This window comes from Pseudomonas sp. LBUM1662, from assembly GCF_059695915.1.
The window spans coordinates 3709608-3732372 of record NZ_CP166793.1 but is presented as its reverse complement, the minus strand read 5'-3'; the positions used below and the strand labels follow the sequence as shown (position 1 = coordinate 3732372).

The following is a 22765-nucleotide window of genomic DNA, read 5'->3' as shown; positions in this document are numbered from 1 at the left end:
TTCACTTCCTCGGGTCGAAGGCATCGCGAGCGGATTCGCCGATAAACACCAGCAAACTCAACATCAACGCCAGCACGGCGAACGCGCTCATACCGAGCCACGGCGCTTGCAGGTTGGATTTGCCCTGGGCCACCAGTTCACCCAGGGACGGTGCGCCCGGTGGCAAGCCGAAGCCCAGGAAGTCGAGGGCGGTCAGCGTGCCGATGGCGCCGGTCAAAATGAACGGCATGAAGGTCATGGTCGAGACCATGGCGTTGGGCAGGATGTGGCGGAACATGATCGCGCCGTTCTGCATCCCCAGCGCGCGGGCCGCGCGCACGTATTCCAGGTTACGCCCGCGAAGAAACTCGGCGCGCACCACGTCCACCAGGCTCATCCACGAGAACAGCAGCATGATCCCCAGCAGCCACCAGAAGTTCGGCTGCACGAAACTGGCGAGGATGATCAGCAGATACAACACCGGCAACCCGGACCAGATCTCCAGAAAACGCTGCCCGGCCAGATCCACCCAGCCACCATAGAACCCCTGCAAGGCCCCGGCAATCACGCCGATGATCGAGCTGAGAATGGTCAGGGTCAGGGCAAACAGCACCGAAATCCGGAAGCCGTAAATCACCCGCGCCAACACATCGCGGCCCTGATCGTCGGTGCCTAGAAGGTTGTCGGCTGAAGGCGGCGCGGGCGCAGGGACTTTCAGGTCGTAATTGATGCTTTGGTAGCTGTAGGGAATCGGCGCCCACAGCACCCAGGCGTCCTTGGCTTTCAGCAATTCGCGGATGTACGGACTCTTGTAGTTGGCTTCCAGCGGAAATTCGCCGCCGAACGCGGTTTCCGGGTAGCGCTTGATCGCCGGGAAATACCAGCCGTCGTCGTAGTGCACCACCAGCGGTTTGTCATTGGCAATCAGCTCGGCACCGAGGCTCAGGCCGAACAGCACCAGAAACAGCCACAGCGACCACCAGCCACGCTTGTTGGCCTTGAACAGTTCAAAACGTCGGCGATTGAGCGGGGACAGATTCATCTCAATGCTCCCGGCTTTCGAAGTCGATGCGCGGATCGACAAAGGTGTAGGTCAGGTCGCCGATCAGTTTCACCACCAGACCGAGCAAGGTGAAGATAAACAGCGTGCCGAACACCACCGGGTAATCGCGGTTGATCGCCGCTTCGAAACTCATCAGGCCGAGGCCGTCCAGGGAGAAAATCACTTCCACCAGCAGCGAGCCGGTGAAGAAGATCCCGATAAACGCCGATGGGAAGCCCGCGATCACCAGCAGCATGGCATTGCGGAACACGTGACCGTAAAGCACGCGGTGATTGGTCAGGCCCTTGGCCTTGGCGGTGACCACGTATTGTTTGTTGATTTCGTCGAGGAAGCTGTTTTTGGTCAGCAGGGTCATGGTCGCGAAGTTGCCGATCACCAATGCGGTCACCGGCAATGCCAGGTGCCAGAAGTAATCGAGGATTTTGCCGCCAGTGCTCAGTTCATCGAAATTGTTCGACGTCAGCCCCCGTAACGGGAACCAGTCGAAATAGCTGCCGCCTGCAAACACCACGATCAGCAGGATGGCGAACAGGAACGCCGGGATCGCGTAGCCGACGATGATCAGCGAACTGGTCCAGACGTCGAAGTGGCTGCCGTGTCGCGTCGCCTTGGCGATCCCCAGCGGGATCGACACCAGGTACATGATCAGCGTGCTCCACAGCCCGAGCGAGATCGACACCGGCATCTTTTCCTTGATCAGGTCGATGACCTTGGCGTCGCGGAAGAAGCTGTCGCCGAAATCCAGGGTGGCGTAGTTCTTGATCATGATCCACAAGCGTTCCGGCGCCGATTTGTCGAAGCCGTACATGTGCTCGATTTCCTTGACCAGCATCGGGTCCAGGCCCTGCGCGCCGCGGTAGGCGGAGCCGGCCACCGAGACTTCGGCACCGCCGCCGGCAATGCGGCTGGTGGCGCCTTCGAAGCCTTCGAGCTTGGCGATCATCTGCTCCACCGGCCCGCCGGGAGCGGCCTGGATGATCACGAAGTTGATCAGCAAAATGCCGAGCAAGGTCGGAATGATCAGCAGCAGTCGCCGAAAAATATACGCCAGCATTGATTACTCCGTGCCCGCAGGGTCGGCTTGCAGTTTGGTTTCGACTTCTACCGCAGGTTTCGCATCGGGCTTGACCCACCAGGTGTTCGTGCCGATGTCGTACTTGGGAGAGACTTTCGGGTGACCGATGTGGTTCCAGTACGCCACGCGCCAGGTCTTGATGTGCCAGTTGGGAATCACGTAATAGCCCCATTGCAGCACACGGTCCAGTGCCCGGGCGTGGGCCACCAGACTGTTGCGCGAGTCGGCGTTGATCAACTGTTCGACCAGTTGGTCCACCACCGGGTCTTTAAGGCCCATGGAGTTGCGGCTGCCGGGTTTGTCGGCGGCGGCAGACATCCAGAATTCACGCTGTTCGTTACCCGGCGAGTTGGACTGCGGGAAGCTGCCGACGATCATGTCGAAGTCCCGTGAACGCACGCGGTTGATGTACTGCGAGACGTCGACCCGGCGAATCACCAGGTCAATGCCCAGATCGCTGAGGTTGCGCTTGAACGGCAGCAGCACCCGTTCGAATTCGGTCTGGGCCAGCAGGAATTCGATAGTCACCGGTTTGCCGGTGGCGTCGACCATCTTGTCGTCGACGATCCGCCAACCGGCTTCCTGCAACAGCTGATAGGCCTTGCGCTGCTGCGTGCGGATCATGCCGCTGGCGTCGGTCACCGGGTTCTGGAAGGCCTCGGTGAACACCTGTTCGGGAATCTTGCCGCGGAACGGATCGAGGATCGCCAGTTGAGCGGCGTCGGGCAGGCCGGTCGCGGCCATTTCCGAGTTTTCGAAGAAACTGCGGGTACGCACGTAGGCGCCATTGAACAGTTGCTTGTTGGTCCATTCAAAGTCCATCAACAACGTGAGCGCCTGGCGCACGCGCACGTCCTGGAACACCGGACGGCGCAGGTTGAAGACAAAACCCTGCATGCCGGTCGGGTTGCCGTTGGGGATCTGTTCCTTGTTCAATCGGCCTTCGGTGACCGCCGGGATGTTGTAGGCGTTGGCCCAGTTCTTCGCGCTCATCTCCAGCCAGTAATCGAACTGCCCGGCCTTGAGGGCTTCCAGCGCCACCGTGTTGTCGCGGTAGTAATCGGTGGTCATCACGTCGAAATTGTAGAAACCACGGTTGGCCGGCAGGTCCTTGCCCCAGTAATCCTTGACCCGCTCATAGCGTATCGAGCGCCCGGCCTTTACTTCGGTGACTTTGTAGGGGCCGCTGCCCAGCGGGATTTCAAGGTTGCCTTTGTTGAAGTCACGGTTTGCCCACCAGTGCTTCGGCAACACCGGCAACTGGCCGAGGATCAGCGGCAGTTCGCGGTTGTTGCTGTGTTTGAACTTGAACAGCACGGTGAGCGGGTCTTCGGCGACCGCTTCCTCGACATCACTGTAGTAACCGCGATAGAGCGGGGCGCCGTCCTTGGTCAGCATCTGGAAGCTGAACACCACGTCTTCGGCGCGGATCGGATGGCCGTCGTGGAAGCGACCTTCCGGACGCAGGTAGAAACGTACCCAGCTGTTGTCCGGGGCTTTCTCGATTTTGCCGGCGACCAATCCGTACTCGGTGAACGGTTCGTCCAGACCCTGTTTGGCGAGGGTGTCGTAGATCATGCCGATGTCGTCGGCCGGCACGCCTTTGCTGATGAACGGGTTGAGGCTGTCGAAGCCACCGAACCCGGCCTGGCGGAAGATCCCGCCCTTGGGCGCGTCGGGGTTCACGTAGTCGAAATGCTTGAAGTCGGCCGGGTATTTCGGCGGCTCGTTGTACAGGGTCACGGCATGTTGCGGGGCGGCGCAGGCCAGCCCGGCGAACAGCAGACCGCTGGCCTGCAACAGCAGGGCGCGTACGGGTTTCATCGATCTTTCTCCGAAGATTTCAGCCACCACGCGGAGAGGCCCAGGGTGTAGGGCGGCGTAGTGACGAAGGCGAACCGGTTGCGGTAAGCCAGGCGGTGATAATTGAGGTACCAGTTGGGAATGATGTAGTGCTGCCACAACAAGACCCGATCGAGGGCTTTGCCGGCGGCGACTTGTTCGTCGCGGGTTTGCGCGGCGAGCAATTGCTCAAGCAAGTGATCGACCACCGGGTTGGCGATGCCGGCGTAGTTTTTACTGCCCTTGACCCCGACCTGGCTGGAATGGAAATACTGCCATTGCTCCAGGCCCGGGCTGAGGGTCTGGTTGAGCGTCATCAGGATCATGTCGAAATCGAACTGATCGAGGCGTTGTTTGTACTGGGCGCGATCGACCGTACGCAGTCTCGCGTCGATGCCGATGCTGGCGAGGTTCTCGACGTAAGGCTGGAGAATGCGCTCCAGGTTCGGATTGACCAACAGGATCTCAAGCTTGAGCGGCTGGCCTTTGGCGTTCTCGATCCGTTGCCCATTGAGCTTCCAGCCCGCCTCTGCGAGCAGCGCCAGGGCCTTGCGCATGGTTTCCCGGGGAATGCCGCGTCCTTCGGTCTTCGGCAGGCTGAAGGGCTCGGTGAAGAGCTTGGCAGGCAACTGCTCGCGATACGGCTTGAGCATCAGCCATTCGTGACCGACCGGCAGACCGGTGGCGGAGAATTCACTGTTGGGGTAATAACTCATGGCGCGTTTGTAGGCGCCGCTGAACAGCGTGCGGTTAGTCCACTCGAAGTCGAACATCAGCCCCAGCGCTTCACGGACCTTGGTCTCGGAGAACGTCGGGCGGCGGCTGTTCATGAACAGGCCTTGGGTCTGGGTCGGGATCTGGTGCGGGATCTGTGCCTTGATCACGTCGCCGCGGCGCACGGCCGGGAAGTTGTAACCGTTGTCCCAGTTCTTCGCCTGGTGTTCGATGTAGATGTCGAATTCGCCGGCCTTGAAGGCTTCGAAGGCCACATCGCTGTCGCGGTAGAACTCGACTTCCATGCGGTCGACGTTGTATTTGCCGCGATTGACCGGCAGGTCCTTGCCCCAGTAATCCTTGACCCGTTCGAAAATGATCTGCCGTCCAGGCGTGACCGACGTGATGCGGTACGGCCCGCTGCCCAGTGGCGGTTCGAAGGTGGTGGCCTTGAAATCACGACCTTTCCAGTAATGCTGCGGCAGCACCGGCAATTCACCCAGGCGCAGGATCTGCAACGGATTGCCGGCGCGCTTGAAGACGAATCGAATGCGCTGCGGATTGAGGATGTCGACCCGCAACACTTCCTGAAGGCTGGTGCGGTATTGCGGATGACCTTCCTTGAGCAGCAAGCGGTAGGAGAACGCAACGTCGTAGGCGGTAATCGGCGTGCCATCGTGGAACCGCGCCTCGGGGCGCAGGTTGAACACCACCCAGCTGCGGTCTTCGCTGAATTCCACCGATTGGGCGATCAGGCCGTAACTGGAGGTCGGCTCATCGCCGGACGGCGCGTACTGGCCGGTGCCGACCATCAACGGTTCGTTGAGCTCGTTGATGCCGTATTGCAGGAAATTGGGGGTGGAAACCGGGCTTGAGCCCTTGAACGTGTAGGGATTGAGCGTATCGAAGGTGCCAAACGCCATCACCCGCAACGTACCGCCCTTGGGCGCTTGCGGGTTAACCCAGTCGAAGTGGGTAAATCTGGCCGGGTACTTGAGCGTGCCGAACTGCGCATAACCATGGCTTTCGCTGATCGTCGCGCTTGCGGGGGAGCTCAAGGCCAGGCTGATCAGGAAGAGGAGGAGGGGACGCTTCAAGTCAGAGATCCGATCCAGGCGGCTTGGGCTTTGTGGGCCGTACAGTAACAGCTTGTATCGACAGGAAAAAGACAGGGGCTTAATGCGCTGCTAATGGCTGGCGCGATAGCACTGCCCATCGCATAACCTGTGGGAGCGGGCTTGCTCGCGAAAGCGGTTGTACATTCAACATTTATGTTGGCTGACACACCGCTTTCGCGAGCAAGCCCGCTCCCACAGGGCATCGCATTCTCGCCAGACGATCCGGGTTACAGGCAAAAAAAAGCCCCTGAATTCAGGGGCTCGTTTTTAGCGTGGCGAAGACACCGTCAACATCTGCCCAGGCTTCAACGCCTGGCCGACGCGCGGGTTCCAGCGCTTGAGGTGCTGCATTTCAACGTTGAAACGCTTGGCGACCATGTACAGCGAGTCGCCTTGCTGGACCTTGTATTGGGTCTGCGGCTTTTCCTTGGACGCCTTGCTGCTGGTTTTGCTGTTCGCTGCCACGACGGTGTTGACGCGACCGCTGCTGCGCTTGGCAGTGTCCTGCATCACCAGGGTTTGGCCGACCTTGAGGTTCTTGCCGGTCATCTTGTTCCAGCGCTGCAAGTCCTTGACGTCGACCTTGTTGGCCTTGGCGATGGCAGCCAGGTTGTCGCCGCGTTTTACACGGTAGGCACGTTTGAGGCTGGCAATTTCGGATTCATCAGCACCTTCGAAGACCGGCTTGAGCGACTTCTTGCTGATCAACTCTTCAGGACGCATGGTCGAGAGGCTGGCGGTCAGCAACTGTGCCTTGGACGTTGGCACCAGCAAATGCTGGGGACCGTCGATGGTGGTGCGCTGCTTGAAGGCCGGGTTGAGCTGGAACAGTTCGTCTTCGTCGATGTTGGCCACCGCGGCAACCTTGGACAGGTCCATGCGCTGGTTGATTTCGACGACCTGGAAGTACGGTTCGTTGGCGATCGGGTTGAGGTTCACGCCGTAGGCTTCGGGAGCCAGCACGACCTGGGACAAGGCCAGCAGCTTCGGCACATAAGCCTGGGTTTCCGCTGGCAGCGGCAGGTTCCAGTAATCGGTCGGCAGGCCGAGTTTCTCGTTGCGCTCGATGGCGCGGCTGACCGTGCCTTCACCTGCGTTGTAGGCCGCGAGGGCCAGCAACCAGTCGCCGTTGAACATGTCGTGCAGGCGGGTCAGGTAATCCATGGCCGCGGTGGTCGAGGCAGTGATGTCGCGACGGCCATCATAGAAACGGGTCTGACGCAGGTTGAAGTAACGGCCGGTGGAAGGAATGAATTGCCAAAGGCCCACCGCGTCGGCCCGGGAATAGGCCATCGGGTTGTAGGCGCTTTCAATCACTGGCAGCAGCGCCAGTTCCAGCGGCATGTTGCGCTCTTCAAGGCGTTCGACGATGTAGTGAATGTAGAGACTGCCGCGTTCGCCGGCGTTTTCAAGGAAGGACGGGTTGCTGGCGAACCACAGGCGCTGTTGCTCGATGCGCGGGTTGACGCCCAGGTTGTCCTGCAGCTGGAAGCCCTGGCGCATGCGCTCCCAGACGTCCTGCGGTATTTGCGGTGTAGGTTTCTCGCTGAGCCAGATAGGTTTCTGCTTGGCTCGCGCGGCAATATTCGGAACGTGTGTCGCTTCGGTCTGCGGCACATGGCTGGAACAGCCCGCCAGAGTGGCGGACACAGCCACCGCGATGGCTTGAGCCAGGCGGGTCAATGCGTCTGAATTGATGGCTTTACGAATAGATGACGACATTGGCTGGAAGTAAGTTCCGGGCAAAAATGTCGGGCGATTCTAGAAAGCGTACCCCCTGCGGTCAACCATTCAGAATTTTTGTACCAGCGGAGCGCCCGGTTAGAACTTATCTTTCCAAGCCCGAAGAGCAGCAAAGACCGCACTCGGAGCCCGGTTTTGGGTTCCATTCCGTTCGTCCACTTTTTCTTTAACGGATGTTTCGTCGACACGCAAAAACGGGTTGGTCTGCTTTTCAAGCGCCAGAGTAGAGGGCAGCGTCATGATTCCGGCTGCACGTTGCTCGGTCACTTTTTCCAGACGTGCGGCGGTGTGCGGATTGCCCGGTTCGACCGCTGCGGCAAACTTCAGGTTGCTCAGGGTGTATTCGTGGGTGCAGTAGACCAGCGTGTCTTCGGGAAGCGCGGCGAGGCGGCTCAGCGAGGTGTGCATCTGCTCCGGCGTGCCTTCGAACAAACGCCCGCAACCGGCAGCAAAGAGGGTGTCGCCACAGAACAGCAGGCCGTGATGGTAATAGGCGATATGTCCCAACGTATGTCCGGGCACGGCGAATACATCGAACTCCCAGCCCAGCACGCTGACACGGTCGTTGTCTTTGAGCGCCACGTCCCGCGCCGGAATGGTTTCGCTGGCCGGGCCGTAGACTGTCGCGTCTGTCGCTTTTTTCAGCTGCTCGACGCCGCCCACGTGATCATGATGGTGATGAGTGACCAGGATATCGCTCAATACCCAACCCGGATGTGCCGCCAGCCAGGCTTGCACGGGCGCGGCATCGCCCGGATCGACCACGGCGCAGCGCTGGGTGCTGTGGTCTTGTAACAACCAGATGTAGTTGTCGGTGAAGGCGGGCAGGGCACTGATCTGTATCATCGTCGGATTCGCCAAGCGGAAAACAATGGCGCATCTTAGAACTTCCTGGCGCGTTGGAGAATGCAATGACCGATAAAGCGTTCGCTCAGGCCGATCCTGAGTGGCTGAATTTGATCAGCGCGGCCCGTGAATGGCTGTCCGGCTCGATCGGGCAATTTCTGCTGGACGAAGAACGACGCATGCTCGAAGACGAGCTGGGGCGCTTCTTCGGTGGCTACCTGGTGCATTACGGTCCTTCGGCCCAGACGCCGCCGTCCGCACCGCAAGTGCAGCGCAATGTGCGGCTCGGTGCGCCGTTGCCGGGTGTCGAGATTGTCTGCGAAGAGCAGGCCTGGCCGTTGAGCGAGCATGCCGCAGATGTGGTGGTGATGCAGCACGGTCTGGATTTCTGCCTGTCGCCCCACGGTTTGCTGCGAGAAGCAGCGAGCAGCGTACGGCCCGGTGGGCATCTGCTGATCATCGGGATCAATCCCTGGAGCAGTTGGGGCTTGCGCCATGTGTTCGCCCACGACGGCTTACGCAAGGCGCGCTGCATCTCGCCGTCGCGGGTCGGCGACTGGCTGAATCTGCTGGGCTTCGCGCTGGAGAAACGCCGCTTCGGGTGCTATCGTCCGCCGCTTGCGTCACCCGCCTGGCAGGCTCGCCTGGCCGGTTGGGAACGCAAGGCCGGTGACTGGCAACTGTCCGGTGGCGGCTTCTATTTATTAGTGGCGCGCAAGATCGTTGTGGGCTTGCGGCCCGTCCGCCAGGAACGGCGTGAACCGATGGGCAAGCTGATTCCATTGCCGATGGCCAAGGTCAACCGTCGCAACATCGAGCCGTAATACACTCTTTATTTCCCGGCCGGGTCCGACCCGGCCTCGGGCATCGTCGGTCACTGATCGGCGAGCCACCGCATTTTCTGGATAGATTGGCATGAGCGATAGCGTAGAACTCTTCACTGACGGCGCCTGCAAAGGCAACCCTGGCCCGGGCGGCTGGGGCGCATTGCTGGTGTGCAAAGGCGTTGAAAAGGAACTGTGGGGCGGCGAAGCCAATACCACCAACAACCGCATGGAGCTGATGGGCGCGATCCGCGGCCTGGAAGAGCTCAAGCGTTCCTGCGACGTGCTGCTGGTGACCGACTCCCAGTACGTGATGAAAGGCATCAACGAATGGATGGACAACTGGAAGAAGCGCGGCTGGAAAACGGCGGCGAAGGAACCGGTTAAAAACGCTGACTTGTGGAAACTGCTCGATGAGCAGGTCAACCGCCACAACGTCACCTGGAAATGGGTGCGCGGGCACATCGGTCACCACGGCAACGAACGGGCCGACCAATTGGCCAACCGTGGCGTGGACGAAGTGCGCGGCTACAAACAAGCCTGACCACAATTCCCTTGTAGGAGCTGTGTAGGAGCTGTGTAGGAGCTGTCGAGTGAAACGAGGCTGCGATCTTTTGATCTTGCTTTTAAAAAGATCAAAGTCAAAAGATCGCAGCCTCGTTTCACTCGACAGCTCCTACAGGGGGTCGTGTTCACCGCATCAGTCGACCTGGCGGCGCGGCGTGTTAATATCGCCGCTTTTGCACGATTGACCCGTTGAGAGCTGAGCACTGATGGCCACCAGATCCGTTGTACTCGATACCGAAACCACCGGCATGCCGGTGGCCGACGGCCACCGGATTATCGAAATCGGTTGTGTCGAGTTGATCGGTCGGCGCCTGACCGGCCGGCATTTCCACGTCTACCTGCAACCGGATCGCGAGAGTGACGAAGGCGCCATCGGCGTCCACGGCATCACCAACGAATTCCTCGTGGGCAAACCGCGTTTCAATGAAGTGGCCGATGAGTTCTTCGAATTCATCAAGGGCGCGCAGCTGATCATCCATAACGCGGCGTTCGACGTTGGCTTCATCAACAACGAATTCGCCCTGATGGGCCAGCACGATCGTGCGGACATCACGCAACATTGCTCGATCCTCGACACCTTGATGATGGCCCGGGAACGTCACCCGGGGCAGCGCAACAGTCTCGATGCGTTGTGCAAACGTTATGGCGTCGACAACTCCGGCCGTGAACTCCACGGCGCCTTGCTCGACTCCGAGATCCTCGCCGACGTTTACCTGACCATGACCGGCGGCCAGACCAGCCTGTCGCTGGCCGGTAATGCGTCCGACGGCAACGGCTCCGGCGAAGGTGCAGACAACTCCGCCACCGAAATCCGCCGCTTGCCGGCCGATCGCCGACCGACCCGGATCATCCCTGCCAGCGAAGATGACCTGGCCCGGCACGTGGCACGCCTGGAAGCCATCGCCAAGTCCGCCGGCGCTCCGTCGCTGTGGCAGCAACTGGCCGAGGCCAAGGCGCAGGCGTAGGTCCTTTAAAGAAAAGATCGCAGCCTCGTTTCACTCGACAGCTCCTACATGGGTTTTGCGTTCCCCTTGTAGGAGCTGTCGAGTGAACGAGGCTGCGATCTTTTGATCCAGACAATGCCCAACGCCCCAGATGACCCATTTCAGTGCATCGACGCTCGCCACATCCGCTTCAACCCTCTACCCTGAGCATATTGGCAGGCCACGGTCTGCAGCCTCAGGACACTGAGCCTCATGTATAAAGATTTGAAATTCCCGGTGTTGATCGTCCACCGCGACATCAAGGCCGACACCGTCGCCGGTGACCGCGTGCGGGGCATCGCCCGGGAGTTGGAGCAGGAAGGCTTCAGCATTGTTTCGGCGGTGGACTACACCGAAGGGCGGCTGGTCGCTTCGACCCATCACGGCCTTTCCTGCATGTTGATTGCCGCCGAAGACGCCAGCGCCCATTCGCATTTGTTACACAATATGGCGGAGCTGATCGGCCTGGCGCGGGTTCGTGCGCCGGACTTGCCGATCTTCGCGCTGGGCGAGCAGGTGACGCTGGAAAACGCCCCGGCCGATGCCATGGCCGAGCTCAATCAACTGCGCGGCATTCTCTATCTGTTCGAAGACACCGTGCCCTTTCTGGCCCGGCAAGTCGCTCGTGCGGCGCGTAAATACCTTGATGGTTTGCTTCCGCCCTTTTTCAAGGCGCTGGTGCAACACACTGCCGATTCCAATTATTCCTGGCACACCCCCGGTCATGGCGGCGGTGTGGCGTATCACAAGAGCCCGGTCGGCCAGGCGTTTCACCAGTTTTTCGGGGAAAACACCCTGCGTTCGGACTTGTCGGTCTCGGTGCCGGAACTGGGCTCCTTGCTCGATCACACCGGCCCGCTGGCCGAGGCAGAAGCCAGGGCTGCGCGCAATTTCGGCGCCGACCACACCTTTTTCGTGATCAATGGCACCTCGACCGCCAACAAAATTGTCTGGCACTCGATGGTCGCTCGCGACGACCTGGTGCTGGTGGACCGCAACTGCCACAAGTCGGTGCTGCACTCGATCATCATGACCGGCGCGATTCCGCTGTACCTGTGTCCGGAGCGCAATGAGCTGGGGATCATCGGCCCGATCCCGCTGAGCGAATTCAGTCGCGAATCGATTCAGGCCAAGATCGACGCCAGCCCGCTGACCCAAGGCCGGGAGCCCAAGGTCAAGCTGGCGGTGGTGACCAATTCGACCTACGACGGCCTCTGTTACAACGCCGAGTTGATCAAGCAGCAACTGGGCAACAGCGTCGAGGTCCTGCATTTCGACGAGGCCTGGTATGCCTACGCGGCGTTCCACGAGTTTTTCGCCGGTCGTTACGGCATGGGCACCTCCCGTGGCGAAGACAGCCCGCTGGTATTCACCACCCATTCCACGCACAAACTGCTGGCCGCGTTCAGCCAGGCCTCGATGATTCATGTCCAGGACGGCGGGGCGCGGCAACTGGACCGCGATCGCTTCAATGAAGCGTTCATGATGCACATCTCGACGTCGCCGCAGTACAGCATCATCGCTTCGCTGGACGTGGCATCGGCGATGATGGAAGGCCCGGCCGGACGTTCGCTGTTGCAGGAAATGTTCGACGAGGCGCTGAGTTTTCGCCGGGCCCTGGCCAATCTGCGCCAGCACATTGCTGCGGACGACTGGTGGTTTTCCATCTGGCAGCCACCGTCGGTGGAAGGCATCGAGCGTGTGGTCACTGAAGACTGGTTGCTGCAACCCGACGCCGACTGGCATGGCTTCGGTGGCGTGACCGACGACTACGTGTTGCTCGATCCGATCAAAGTCACCCTGGTGATGCCCGGTCTGACGGCGGGCGGCGCACTGAGCGAGCGCGGGATTCCGGCTGCGGTGGTCAGCAAGTTCCTTTGGGAGCGTGGGCTGGTAGTCGAGAAGACCGGCCTGTATTCATTTTTGGTGCTGTTCTCGATGGGCATTACCAAAGGCAAGTGGAGCACGCTGCTGACCGAGTTGCTGGAATTCAAGCGCAGTTACGACGCCAACGTCAGCCTGGCGACGTGCCTGCCGTGCGTGGCGCAACAGAACCTCGCACGGTATCAGGGCATGGGCTTGCGGGATCTGTGCGATCAACTGCACGCCTGTTATCGCAGCAATGCCACGGCCAAACACCTCAAACGCATGTACACCGTGCTGCCGGAAATCGCCATGAAGCCGGCTGACGCCTATGATCATTTGGTGCGCGGCGAAGTGGAGGCGGTGTCGATCGATGCCCTGGCAGGACGAATTGCCGCTGTGATGCTGGTTCCGTATCCGCCAGGCATCCCGTTGATCATGCCGGGCGAGCGGTTTACCGAGTCGACCCGGTCGATCATCGATTACCTGTCGTTTGCTCGCACGTTCGACAGTAGCTTCCCCGGGTTTGTCGCTGATGTGCATGGACTGCAACACGAAGATGAGGGCAATGGACGGCATTACACCGTTGATTGCATCAAGGAATGAGGACCTTTCCGAGCATGCAACCGATCATGAATCCCAAATACCCAGGCCTTTCGGTGCGTGTCGCCGACGAGGGTTTCGCGCCTTACATCTGGGGCAGCGATTTCAGTTTTGAAGTTGCGGCCTATGGCGCAGCCGAAATCGGCAAGCCGGTGGAGCAGTGGCGGGTAACGCCGATCACCCCTTATCGAAAGTGTTACGGCATTGATCCCGAGGAGTTCAGCAGCTTCCGCGATGCCGCCGACAGTGCGGTGTTCATGGCCTATCTCGACGACGAGCCTGTCGGCCATCTGGTGGTCAGCACCAACTGGAACGGTTTTGCCCATATCGACGAGTTGGCCGTGCATGCGCCGGCGCGCCGTCATGGTGTGGCCAAGGCGTTGCTGGACGTGGCGCAGTTCTGGAGTCGCAAGAAGAAACTGCCGGGGATCATGCTTGAGACCCAGAACAATAATCTGGGTGCCTGCCGACTGTATGAGCGCTGCGGGTTCGTGGTAGGCGGCATCGATCATCTGCGCTATCGCGGCATCGACCCGAACACTGCCGAGGTGGCATTGTTCTGGTATCGACTGTTCGATAATCCGCTGGAAAACCCGCTCAGCTCGCCAACATCGCCACGGCTTGTTCCGTGATGATCTCCAGCAACACCTGAACGGACGGCATTGGCTCACCGTTTTTCAGGGTCAGGGCATAGAGGCTGATCGGCACCGCCGGCGCCAATGGGCAGGCATCCAGACCGCTCGATCTGGCACCGAGGGCGGTAAACGGGTCGACAATCGCCAGGCCTTCGCCGGCCTCGACCATGCTGCGCATCATCTGATGCGTCTGCACCCGCGTCTGGATGACCGGGGCAGGACGCAGGGCATGCAGTTTGTTGTCGAGCGCCGGGCTCAGCGGATCATGACCTTCCAGGCCAACCATCGATTGGCCGGCCAGATCCTGCAACGAAATGTATTTCTGCTTGGGTTGCAGCCAGCCATGGGGCGCCAACAGCTGGAGTTTGCCTTGGGCAATCACCTGGCAATGAATGTCGGCGTGGTCGGGATCATGCAGGCTTAGTCCCAGATCGCTTTCACGCAGCAGCAGGCTTCTGACGATTTCGCGGGTGGGTTGGCTCAGCAGGGTGCAAGGCGCGTCGGGAAGGCGTCGACGCAGGGCAGCGATGCTCTGGGGCAATAATTGCTGGGCCAGCGGCGGCGTGCAGATGATGCGCAGCGGGTGCGCCTGATATTGCTTGAGGCTGCTGGCCAGGCGCTGGACCGGCTCTAATGCGTCGTAGACGTGGGCGATTTCAACCTGCAGCTCCCGCGCCTCGCGCGTGGCCTGCAAACGTCCACGCACGCTGGAAAACAGCATGAATCCCAACTGATCCTCGGCGTCGCGCAAAAGGCCTTCGACCTCGGCCACCGGCAACTGCAGCCATTCAGCGGCGGTGCCCAGGTGACCGGTCTGCAGGAGCGCGTGGATCACTTCGATATGACGTAAACGCATGCGTGAAGTCCATGTTCAGCAGGTGAGGGAGTCAGTGACTGAATCCTAACTCAAGTGCGCGCATATGACTTCTGCTCATAACGCGAGGTTATGAGGCGGTAGTGATTTCCGGCCGGCTGCCGACATAGGTGTCGGGCTCGCGCACGATGGTGATGTTCGATTGCACCAGCAGAAACTGGTTGTCGTCGAGCTTATTGACGCGATCGCCAATGGCCAGTTTGTAGGTGGTCACAGGCGCCGAGCCAGTGAGGCCGTCATGCGAGGGGGTGGATTCCTGGAACTCATGCACGGAATAAACGCGGCCTTCCGCGTCTCTTGCATGGAACTGACCGACGAGTACTGCTGCCATCTGCTTAGAACCTCTGGAGATAAATCACTCAATTTGCGGTTCTGTAGACCGTGGTTAAGCGAAGTAAGTTTTCCTACAGGAAAAAAATAGTCAGGGACGTGAAATTCAACAGCCCACTGGGTGATTCGTCATCTATAACTACAAGTCTTTCCATCGAACAGTCGAGAATCTTCCATGAGCAACGTCTACACGATCGCCGTACTGGTCGGCAGCTTGAGAAAGGAATCGATCAACCGCAAGGTTGCGCTGGCCCTGGCCGACCTGGCGCCTGCCAATCTCAAGCTCACGATCGTCGAAATCGGCGATCTGCCGCTCTACAACGAAGACATCGATGGCGCTTCACCGCCGGCAGCCTACAGCACTTTCCGACAACAAGTGAGTTCATCCGACGCAGTGCTGTTCGTCACCCCGGAATACAACCGCTCGGTGCCGGCGCCGCTGAAGAATGCGATCGACGTGGGGTCCCGTCCGTATGGAAAGAGCGCCTGGAGCGGCAAGCCAGGTGCGGTGATCAGCGTTTCGCCGGGCGCTGTCGGCGGGTTTGGGGCCAACCATCATTTGCGCCAATCCATGGTGTTTCTGGATGTGCCGTGCATGCAGCAACCGGAAGCCTATCTGGGCGGCGCTGGATCGGCGTTCGATGAGGCGGGCAAGTTGTCTGAATCGGTGAAGCCGTTCTTGCAGAAGTTTATTGATGCTTATGGCAAGTGGGTCGAACAGCATAAGAAGGTGTGACCCAAACTGGAAATCCCCTGTAGCAGCTGCCGAGCAACGCGAGGCTGCGTTCGGCGACGAAGTCGTCGTAGACCCATAGCGCGCGGTATTCCTGAGACACTGCTTTGCCTGTTTTCACGACGACTCCGTCGTCGAACGCAGCCTCGCGCTGCTCGACAGCTGCTACAGAAGCCGGGCTATTCAGTCTTTGCTTTACTGCATATTCGAAATTCCATATATTCACGCCTCGTTTGTCCAGAGGCGTGTTTGTTCATGTCCAGTTCCCGCAGTCCCGTCGATATATTCAAAGCCCTGGCAGATGACACCCGCAGTCGCATCGCATTGTTGATTGCCCGCGAAGGTGAGTTATGCGTGTGTGAATTGACGGCCGGGCTGAACCTCAGCCAGCCAAAAATCTCCCGTCATCTGGCGCAGTTGCGCAGCCATGGCCTGTTGGCAGACCGCCGTCAGGGGCAGTGGGTTTTTTATCGCCTGCACCCGCAATTGTCGCCGTGGGTCATCACGCTGTTACAGGGCGCGCTGGCCGACCACGCTGACTGGCTGGCCGCTGATGTCGACCGTTTGCAAGCTATGGCAGATCGCCCGGTTCGCTGCTGCTAAATCCCGATTCTTTCTTTGAAGGCTGTTTCGCATGCTCATAGCGTCGCTGATTTTTCTGCTGACCATCACCTTGGTGATCTGGCAACCCAAAGGCTTGGGTGTTGGCTGGAGTGCGACACTCGGCGCAGTGCTTGCGCTGGTTTTCGGGGTAGTGCACCTGGGCGATATCCCGATCGTGTGGGAGATCATCTGGAACGCCACCGGCACCTTCGTGGCGCTGATCATCATCAGTCTGCTGCTGGACGAGGCGGGTTTCTTTGCCTGGGCAGCCTTGCATGTGGCTCGTTGGGGGCGGGGCAGCGGACGCAAACTGTTTGCTTATATGGTGCTGCTCGGGGCGCTGGTGTCGGCGTTATTTGCCAATGATGGCGCGGCACTGATTCTGACGCCCATCGTGATTTCCATGCTGCTGGCGTTGCGCTTTTCCCCGGCGGCGACCCTGGCGTTCGTGATGGGTGCTGGCTTCATCGCAGACACCGCGAGCCTGCCGCTGGTGGTGTCGAACCTGGTGAACATCGTTTCGGCAGATTTCTTCAATATCACCTTCAATCGTTATGCGGCAGTGATGATTCCGGTCAACTTCGTCAGTGTCGCCGCCACGCTGGGGGTGCTGATGTGGTTTTTCCGTCGTGACATTCCCAAGGATTACGACCCCGAACAACTGGAACATCCGTCAACCGCGATCCATGACAAGGCCACGTTTTATGCCGGTTGGGCGGTGCTGGTTATCCTTCTGCTGGGTTGCTTTGCCCTTGAACCGCTGGGCATTCCGATCAGTGCCATTTCCGCGGTATGTGCCGCGTTGCTGCTGGCCATCGCTGCCCGAGGCCACAGGATTTCCACGCGCAAGGTCATGAAAGAAGCACCGTGGCAGATCGTGATTTTTTCGTTGGGCATGTACTTGGTGGTGTACGGCCTGCGCAATGCCGGGCTCACCGGGTATCTGGCCGGGTGGCTGGACGGGTTTGCGCATTACGGTGTGTGGGGCGCGGCCATGGGCACCGGCGTACTGACGGCGCTGTTGTCGTCGATGATGAACAATTTGCCGACGGTGTTGATTGGTTTGCTGTCGATTGATGCCAGCCAGGCCACGGGTGTGGTGAAGGAGGCGATGATTTATGCCAACGTCATTGGCAGCGATCTGGGGCCGAAAATTACTCCGATCGGCAGCCTGGCGACGTTGTTGTGGTTGCATGTGCTGCAGCGCAAGAACATTCAGATTGGCTGGGGGTATTACTTCAAGGTCGGGATTGTGCTGACGGTGCCGGTGTTGTTGGTGACGTTGGCGGCTTTGGCGTTGCGGTTGTCCCTTTAGACCGAGGCGGCCCCTTCGCGGGCAAGCCTCGCTCCTACAGGATTTATGTCGAATGCAAATTCGGCGAACGACACAAAACTGTAGGAGCGAGGCTTGCCCGCGAAGAGGCCAGCGTAGACGCTACAAATCTCAGCCACTACCCGGCACATTCGGCCAAAGATCCGCCACCAGAAACAACCGCTCCGCTTCCTCCCAATCTCCCTCCGCATTCTCGATCAGCCGCACCATCAACTGGGCCGGCGCCTGCGGTTCCAGATCACTGAGCCACACCTCCAGCTGCTCGGTGGTCCAGGTCTGTTCCACCGGGTAATGCGCTGGCGCCAGCCACGCATGGCGGGGCAGGGGTTGCCAGCGGCCGAACGGGCGCTGCACGACAAAATCCGCCCAGTCCTTCTGATGCAACCAACTGCCGCGAAGATGCTGCGGATGCGCGCCGCCGGGTGGTTCTGCTTGTCCTGGCCACGGATACAACAGATAACCGCCCAGCCACAGATGCGCGCTGAACTGTTGAATATCCAGCGCCGCCAGCACCTCGCGGCTCTCTGCTCGAGCTGAAATCGGCAGTTGATGCTGCGTCAGGTGCGCCAGTTTGCGGTCCAGGCGATCATGACAGCCCGGCCCGAGCCACTGCGCCGTATCGTGTCCATTACCATTCTGCGGGCCCAGATACAGCTTGATCGCCAGTTCCAGGTGATGCACGCCATCGCGATCGCGCAGCAGCATGTCCAGCTCACCCAGCGTGTGGCCGGCGCGGCGGATCGGCATGTTGGCGGCAATCAACTCGATACCCGGCGCATGGCGCACCGCGTATTGCCACAGCCGTTCGTAATACAGGCCCAGTCGCCGGGTCCTGGCCTGCGCCAGCCAGTGCAGCAAGTCATAACTGTCGCGGTCGAGTTGCCTCAGCCAGCGTTCCAGCTGCCCGGGCGCCTGCACCCAGTCGCTGCCGGCCAGCGGATGGCGTTGCGGCCATGGCGTGATGTCGAGCATCGGCGGCGCGAGGATGACCCAGGCCAGGTCGCGCACTTCAGGGTGGCGCAACTGGTGGGGTAGCTGGAGCAAATCGGGAAATAGGATCATCTTGCGAGCATAGCCCTAAACATGAGTACACCCTTGTGGCTGAAAGGATTTTGTCTATCCCGCGCTTTCGCCCATAATCGTGTTTTTCGCCGTCGCAGGCGCCCGCATCCTGATAGGAGCCACATGGAGCAATTTCGTAATATCGGCATCATCGGTCGCCTGGGCAGTTCACAGGTGCTGGATACCGTCCGCCGACTGAAACGGTTTCTGCTCGATCGTCACCTGCACGTGATCCTCGAAGACACCATCGCCGAAGTCCTGCCCGGTCATGGCCTGCAAACCTCGTCACGCAAGATGCTCGGCGAAGTGTGTGACATGGTGATTGTGGTCGGCGGTGACGGCAGCCTGCTTGGCGCCGCGCGCGCCCTGGCCCGACACAATATCCCGGTGCTCGGCATCAACCGTGGCAGCCTCGGTTTCCTGACCGATATTCGCCCTGATGAACTGGAAGTCAAAGTCGCCGAAGTGCTCGACGGCCACTATCTGGTAGAAAACCGCTTCCTGCTGCAAGCTGAAGTCCGCCGCCACGCCGAGGCCATTGGCCAGGGCGACGCACTGAACGACGTGGTTCTGCACCCCGGCAAATCGACGCGGATGATCGAGTTCGAGCTGTACATCGACGGCCAGTTCGTCTGCAGCCAGAAGGCCGACGGCCTGATCGTCGCCACGCCCACCGGTTCGACCGCTTACGCGCTGTCGGCGGGCGGGCCGATCATGCATCCCAAACTCGACGCTATTGTGATTGTGCCGATGTACCCCCATACCTTGTCGGGTAGACCGATTGTGGTCGATGGCAACAGTGAGCTGAAAATCGTCGTGTCCAAAGATATGCAGATTTACCCGCAAGTCTCCTGTGACGGGCAGAACCATTTCACCTGCGCGCCGGGCGACACCATCACCATCAGCAAAAAAGCCCAGAAGCTGCGGCTGATTCACCCGCTCGACCACAACTACTATGAGGTCTGCCGGACCAAGCTTGGCTGGGGCAGCCGGTTGGGTGGTGGAGGCGACTGATGCTCGATCCCGCGCGTAGCTACGACCTGATCGGTGACGTGCACGGTTGCGCTCTGACCCTTGAGCACTTGCTCGACCGGCTCGGTTATCACAAACAAGGTGGCGTCTGGCGGCATCCATCGCGCATGGCGGTGTTTGTCGGTGACATCATCGACCGCGGCCCGCGGATTCGCGAGGCGCTGCACATCGTCCACGACATGGTCGAGGCCGGTCAGGCGCTGTGCATCATGGGCAACCATGAATTCAACGCCCTCGGCTGGGCCACACCGGCGCCGCCGGGCAGCGGCAAGCAGTTCGTGCGCGAACACACGCCACGCCATGCGCGCCTGCTTGGTGAAACCCTGACGCAATTCGAAGATCACCCGGGCGACTGGCACGACTTCCAGCAATGGTTCTACGAATTGCCATTGTTCGTCGATGCCGGACGATTCCGCGTGGTGCACGCCTGCTGGGATTCCGGCCTGATCGAACCGCTGCGCGCGTTGTTCCCCGACGGCTGCATCGATGAGCATTTCCTCCAGGCGTCTGCCGTGCCGGGCAGCTTCGCCTGCACCGTGTTCGATCGCCTGCTGCGCGGCACCGACATGCGTTTGCCCCACGGGCTGACCATGACCAGCGGCGATGGCCTGACGCGTTCGTTTTTCCGCACCAAATTCTGGGAAGACGACCCGCAAACCTACGGAGACATCGTGTTCCAACCTGACGCCTTGCCCGAGCCGGTGGCCCAGACGCCGCTGTCGTCCACCGAAAAAAACACCTTGCTGCGCTACGGCGTCGATGAGCCGCTGTTGTTCGTCGGCCACTACTGGCGCAGCGGCAAACCGGCACCGATCCGTCCGAACCTGGCCTGCCTGGATTACAGCGCGGTGCTTTACGGAAAACTGGTCGCCTATCGCCTGGACCAGGAAACCCGTCTCGATCCGCACAAGTTTGTCTGGGTCGATGTCGAGCGGCCGGAGGTGCTGCAATGACGGCCGTTGCTGTTTTACGCCTGCCGCTGGCAGTGGATTTGAGCGGGTTCGTCAAACTGCTGCAACGCATGCAGGTGCCGCATCGGGTCAGCGAAGAGTCCGGCGAGCAAGTGCTGTGGGTGCCGGCCAACATCAGCGAAGACGTGCGTTCCTTATATGAGCGCTTTCCGGCTGGCGACCCTGATCAGCAGCTGGATATTCCCGTCGCGCAAACCACCAGGCGCCCCGGTTTCGTCGAGCAACTCCGTCACGCCAAGGCGACTGCGCTGGTGTTGCTGCTGAGCCTGATTGTCGGCGCGGTGACGCTGCTGGGTGAAAACCTCGACACGATGCGCTGGCTGACCTTCCTCGATTTCCGCATCGTCGGCGAGTACATCCATTTTGTGCCCTTGGCTGACAGCCTGGCGGCGGGGCAGTGGTGGCGCCTGGTGACGCCGATGCTGATCCACTTCGGCATCCTGCACCTGGCCATGAACGGCATGTGGTACTGGGAACTGGGCCGACGCATCGAGTCGCGGCAGGGCAGCATCAACCTGATCGGCCTGACGTTGTTGTTCAGCCTGGTGTCCAACTACGCCCAATTTGTTTTCAGTGGCCCGACCTTGTTCGGCGGGCTGTCCGGGGTGCTTTACGGCCTGCTCGGGCATTGCTGGATATTCCAGTTGTTGTCGCCGAACCCGGCTTATCGCCTGCCGCGCGGCGTGCTGGTGATGATGCTGGTGTGGCTGGTGCTGTGTATGTCGGGGCTGGTCTCGATGATCGGTTTCGGCGAAATAGCCAATGCGGCCCACGTCAGCGGGTTGCTCGTCGGATGCTTGACCGGTTTGTTGGGTGGTTTGTACAACCGCCGTAAACTGGCCGTCTAATCAGTTATGTATTAAAGAGCGGAGCCCTTGATGTCCTCTTTTAACGAAATGATTCAAAACATCACCCCCGATATCTACCAGAGCCTGAAACTGGCGGTGGAAATCGGCAAATGGTCCGACGGTGGCAAACTCACCGCCGAGCAGCGTGAACTGTCGTTGCAAGCGATGATCGCCTGGGAAATCCAGAACCTGCCCGAGGAAGAGCGTACCGGCTACATGGGCCCGCAGGAGTGCAGTTCGAAGTCGATCAGCGTGCCGAACATCCTGTTCAAATCGGATGCCGTCCATTGATCGAGATTGGCCGTGGTGCAATCAGCAAAATGTCGGCACGCCTTGACGGGCCGAACGTGCAGTACGCGTTTCGTCTGGATGACGTCGAGGTGCCGGTCAATCCATTGATCGGCACCACGGTGCGCCTGGAATACCTGGGGGCGATCCATTGCTCCCATTGCGGGCGCAAAACCAAAACCAGTTTCAGCCAGGGTTATTGCTACCCGTGCATGACCAAACTGGCCCAGTGCGACCTCTGCATCATGAGCCCGGAGCGTTGCCACTACGACGCTGGTACGTGCCGTGAGCCGGAGTGGGGCGAGAAGTTCTGCATGACCGATCACATTGTGTATCTGTCCAACTCGTCGGGGGTGAAAGTCGGGATTACCCGCGCCACCCAGCTGCCGACTCGCTGGATCGATCAGGGTGCCCGTCAGGCGCTGCCGATCATGCGCGTCTCGACCCGCCAGCAATCGGGGTTTGTCGAAGACCTGTTCCGCAGTCAGGTAGCGGACAAGACCAACTGGCGTGCTTTACTCAAGGGCGATGCGGTGTCGGTGAACCTGGCCGAGGTTCGCGATCAGTTGTTCGACAGCTGCGCCGAAGGGTTGCAAGGTTTGCAGGAACGATTCGGCCTACAAGCGATCCAGACTATTGCCGATGTAGATGTCCTCGAAATCCGCTATCCGGTCGAGCAATACCCGGCCAAAATCGTCAGCTTCAACCTGGACAAGAATCCGATTGCCGAAGGCACGCTGTTGGGAATCAAGGGCCAATACCTGATTTTCGACACCGGCGTCATCAATATTCGTAAGTACACGGCTTATCAGCTCGCCGTGCATCAGTAAGGACTC

General features: G+C 59.9%; 22 protein-coding genes. 13 read left to right on the top strand and 9 right to left on the bottom strand.

The annotated features are described in order from the left end of the window. Position 1 precedes the first annotated feature (1 nt). From ACA049_RS16660 to gloB, 6 genes are all read right to left on the bottom strand, one after another. Positions 2–1021: an ABC transporter permease gene (locus ACA049_RS16660; protein ID WP_497328404.1), complete on the bottom strand. Its 1020-nt coding sequence runs from the start codon at positions 1019–1021 to the stop codon at positions 2–4. A gap of 1 nt (position 1022) precedes the next feature. Continuing rightward, positions 1023–2096 carry a microcin C ABC transporter permease YejB gene (locus tag ACA049_RS16655; protein WP_497328403.1) on the bottom strand — a complete coding sequence of 358 codons (1074 nt, stop codon included), beginning with the start codon at positions 2094–2096 and terminating at the stop codon, positions 1023–1025. Positions 2097–2099: 3 nt separating this feature from the next. Continuing rightward, a complete protein-coding gene (locus ACA049_RS16650) occupies positions 2100–3941 on the bottom strand; it encodes an extracellular solute-binding protein (protein WP_497328402.1) in 1842 nt (613 codons plus the stop codon). Further along, a complete protein-coding gene (locus ACA049_RS16645; protein WP_497328401.1) occupies positions 3938–5770 on the bottom strand; it encodes an extracellular solute-binding protein in 1833 nt (610 codons plus the stop codon). The genes ACA049_RS16650 and ACA049_RS16645 overlap by 4 nt, the downstream gene beginning before the upstream one ends. A 288-nt stretch (positions 5771–6058) precedes the next feature. Beyond that, on the bottom strand, positions 6059–7513 hold the full coding sequence (locus ACA049_RS16640; RefSeq protein ID WP_497328400.1) for a transglycosylase SLT domain-containing protein: 1455 nt from the start codon (positions 7511–7513) through the stop codon (positions 6059–6061). Positions 7514–7612: 99 nt separating this feature from the next. Beyond that, positions 7613–8380, bottom strand: coding sequence for a hydroxyacylglutathione hydrolase (gloB, locus tag ACA049_RS16635; protein WP_497328399.1), 768 nt, complete (start codon positions 8378–8380; stop codon positions 7613–7615). Positions 8381–8445: 65 nt separating this feature from the next. Between gloB and ACA049_RS16630 the strand changes: the two genes are divergently transcribed. From ACA049_RS16630 to ACA049_RS16610, 5 genes are all read left to right on the top strand, one after another. Then, positions 8446–9204, top strand: coding sequence for a class I SAM-dependent methyltransferase (locus ACA049_RS16630; RefSeq protein ID WP_497328398.1), 759 nt, complete (start codon positions 8446–8448; stop codon positions 9202–9204). 91 nt (positions 9205–9295) lie between these two features. Beyond that, positions 9296–9748, top strand: a complete 453-nt coding sequence (rnhA, locus tag ACA049_RS16625) for a ribonuclease HI (protein WP_008028618.1) — start codon at positions 9296–9298, stop codon at positions 9746–9748. A gap of 229 nt (positions 9749–9977) precedes the next feature. Then, positions 9978–10736, top strand: a complete 759-nt coding sequence (gene dnaQ / locus ACA049_RS16620) for a DNA polymerase III subunit epsilon (protein ID WP_497328397.1) — start codon at positions 9978–9980, stop codon at positions 10734–10736. A 231-nt stretch (positions 10737–10967) separates the two neighbouring features. Beyond that, positions 10968–13223 (top strand): Orn/Lys/Arg family decarboxylase, encoded by a 2256-nt coding sequence (locus tag ACA049_RS16615; RefSeq protein WP_497328396.1) that lies wholly within the window; start codon positions 10968–10970, stop codon positions 13221–13223. Between the two features lie 14 nt (positions 13224–13237). Next, entirely contained in the window at positions 13238–13852 is a 615-nt protein-coding gene (locus ACA049_RS16610; protein WP_497328395.1) for a GNAT family N-acetyltransferase, read from the top strand. Here the strand turns inward: ACA049_RS16610 and ACA049_RS16605 are convergent. Both ACA049_RS16605 and ACA049_RS16600 read right to left on the bottom strand, forming a co-directional pair. Further along, positions 13818–14711, bottom strand: a complete 894-nt coding sequence (locus ACA049_RS16605; protein ID WP_497328394.1) for a LysR family transcriptional regulator — start codon at positions 14709–14711, stop codon at positions 13818–13820. The two genes, ACA049_RS16610 and ACA049_RS16605, sit on opposite strands and share 35 nt — an antisense overlap. An 88-nt stretch (positions 14712–14799) precedes the next feature. Next, complete coding sequence (locus ACA049_RS16600; protein ID WP_094467661.1) at positions 14800–15060, bottom strand: hypothetical protein; 261 nt, start codon at positions 15058–15060, stop codon at positions 14800–14802. A gap of 174 nt (positions 15061–15234) precedes the next feature. On the opposite strand from ACA049_RS16600, the gene ACA049_RS16595 reads away from it, so the two are divergent. From ACA049_RS16595 to ACA049_RS16585, 3 genes are all read left to right on the top strand, one after another. Next, entirely contained in the window at positions 15235–15795 is a 561-nt protein-coding gene (locus tag ACA049_RS16595; RefSeq protein WP_497328393.1) for an NADPH-dependent FMN reductase, read from the top strand. Positions 15796–16047: 252 nt separating this feature from the next. After that, positions 16048–16395 carry a metalloregulator ArsR/SmtB family transcription factor gene (locus ACA049_RS16590; RefSeq protein ID WP_497328392.1) on the top strand — a complete coding sequence of 116 codons (348 nt, stop codon included), beginning with the start codon at positions 16048–16050 and terminating at the stop codon, positions 16393–16395. A gap of 31 nt (positions 16396–16426) precedes the next feature. Further along, positions 16427–17710, top strand: a complete 1284-nt coding sequence (locus tag ACA049_RS16585; protein ID WP_497328391.1) for an arsenic transporter — start codon at positions 16427–16429, stop codon at positions 17708–17710. Between the two features lie 129 nt (positions 17711–17839). Here the strand turns inward: ACA049_RS16585 and ACA049_RS16580 are convergent, their stop codons facing one another. Continuing rightward, on the bottom strand, positions 17840–18790 hold the full coding sequence (locus tag ACA049_RS16580; RefSeq protein WP_497328390.1) for a DUF1853 family protein: 951 nt from the start codon (positions 18788–18790) through the stop codon (positions 17840–17842). Positions 18791–18913: 123 nt separating this feature from the next. Here ACA049_RS16580 and ACA049_RS16575 point away from each other — a divergent pair, with 123 nt between their 5' ends. Genes ACA049_RS16575 through ACA049_RS16555 form a run of 5 tightly spaced genes read left to right on the top strand, consistent with a single transcriptional unit; the run spans position 18914 to position 22759 of the window. Beyond that, positions 18914–19804, top strand: coding sequence for an NAD(+) kinase (locus ACA049_RS16575; RefSeq protein WP_010459816.1), 891 nt, complete (start codon positions 18914–18916; stop codon positions 19802–19804). Beyond that, positions 19801–20775, top strand: coding sequence for a metallophosphoesterase (locus ACA049_RS16570; protein WP_497336883.1), 975 nt, complete (start codon positions 19801–19803; stop codon positions 20773–20775). Before ACA049_RS16575 ends, ACA049_RS16570 begins: the two co-directional genes overlap by 4 nt. Continuing rightward, complete coding sequence (locus ACA049_RS16565) at positions 20772–21641, top strand: rhomboid family intramembrane serine protease (RefSeq protein WP_497328389.1); 870 nt, start codon at positions 20772–20774, stop codon at positions 21639–21641. Before ACA049_RS16570 ends, ACA049_RS16565 begins: the two co-directional genes overlap by 4 nt. Before the next feature lie 30 nt (positions 21642–21671). Then, positions 21672–21932, top strand: coding sequence for a YeaC family protein (locus ACA049_RS16560; RefSeq protein ID WP_090183249.1), 261 nt, complete (start codon positions 21672–21674; stop codon positions 21930–21932). Continuing rightward, positions 21929–22759, top strand: a complete 831-nt coding sequence (locus tag ACA049_RS16555; RefSeq protein WP_462035213.1) for a DUF2797 domain-containing protein — start codon at positions 21929–21931, stop codon at positions 22757–22759. Before ACA049_RS16560 ends, ACA049_RS16555 begins: the two co-directional genes overlap by 4 nt. The last annotated feature ends 6 nt before the right edge of the window (positions 22760–22765 follow it).

Coding starts and splice junctions, on each gene's coding strand:
- ACA049_RS16660 (WP_497328404.1), bottom strand. CDS start 1,021: ATGAATCTGTCCCCGCTCAATCGCCGACGTTTTGAACTGTTCAAGGCC.
- ACA049_RS16655 (WP_497328403.1), bottom strand. CDS start 2,096: ATGCTGGCGTATATTTTTCGGCGACTGCTGCTGATCATTCCGACCTTG.
- ACA049_RS16650 (WP_497328402.1), bottom strand. CDS start 3,941: ATGAAACCCGTACGCGCCCTGCTGTTGCAGGCCAGCGGTCTGCTGTTC.
- ACA049_RS16640 (WP_497328400.1), bottom strand. CDS start 7,513: ATGTCGTCATCTATTCGTAAAGCCATCAATTCAGACGCATTGACCCGC.
- gloB (WP_497328399.1), bottom strand. CDS start 8,380: ATGATACAGATCAGTGCCCTGCCCGCCTTCACCGACAACTACATCTGG.
- ACA049_RS16630 (WP_497328398.1), top strand. CDS start 8,446: ATGACCGATAAAGCGTTCGCTCAGGCCGATCCTGAGTGGCTGAATTTG.
- rnhA (WP_008028618.1), top strand. CDS start 9,296: ATGAGCGATAGCGTAGAACTCTTCACTGACGGCGCCTGCAAAGGCAAC.
- dnaQ (WP_497328397.1), top strand. CDS start 9,978: ATGGCCACCAGATCCGTTGTACTCGATACCGAAACCACCGGCATGCCG.
- ACA049_RS16615 (WP_497328396.1), top strand. CDS start 10,968: ATGTATAAAGATTTGAAATTCCCGGTGTTGATCGTCCACCGCGACATC.
- ACA049_RS16610 (WP_497328395.1), top strand. CDS start 13,238: ATGCAACCGATCATGAATCCCAAATACCCAGGCCTTTCGGTGCGTGTC.
- ACA049_RS16605 (WP_497328394.1), bottom strand. CDS start 14,711: ATGCGTTTACGTCATATCGAAGTGATCCACGCGCTCCTGCAGACCGGT.
- ACA049_RS16600 (WP_094467661.1), bottom strand. CDS start 15,060: ATGGCAGCAGTACTCGTCGGTCAGTTCCATGCAAGAGACGCGGAAGGC.
- ACA049_RS16595 (WP_497328393.1), top strand. CDS start 15,235: ATGAGCAACGTCTACACGATCGCCGTACTGGTCGGCAGCTTGAGAAAG.
- ACA049_RS16590 (WP_497328392.1), top strand. CDS start 16,048: ATGTCCAGTTCCCGCAGTCCCGTCGATATATTCAAAGCCCTGGCAGAT.
- ACA049_RS16585 (WP_497328391.1), top strand. CDS start 16,427: ATGCTCATAGCGTCGCTGATTTTTCTGCTGACCATCACCTTGGTGATC.
- ACA049_RS16580 (WP_497328390.1), bottom strand. CDS start 18,790: ATGATCCTATTTCCCGATTTGCTCCAGCTACCCCACCAGTTGCGCCAC.
- ACA049_RS16575 (WP_010459816.1), top strand. CDS start 18,914: ATGGAGCAATTTCGTAATATCGGCATCATCGGTCGCCTGGGCAGTTCA.
- ACA049_RS16565 (WP_497328389.1), top strand. CDS start 20,772: ATGACGGCCGTTGCTGTTTTACGCCTGCCGCTGGCAGTGGATTTGAGC.
- ACA049_RS16560 (WP_090183249.1), top strand. CDS start 21,672: ATGTCCTCTTTTAACGAAATGATTCAAAACATCACCCCCGATATCTAC.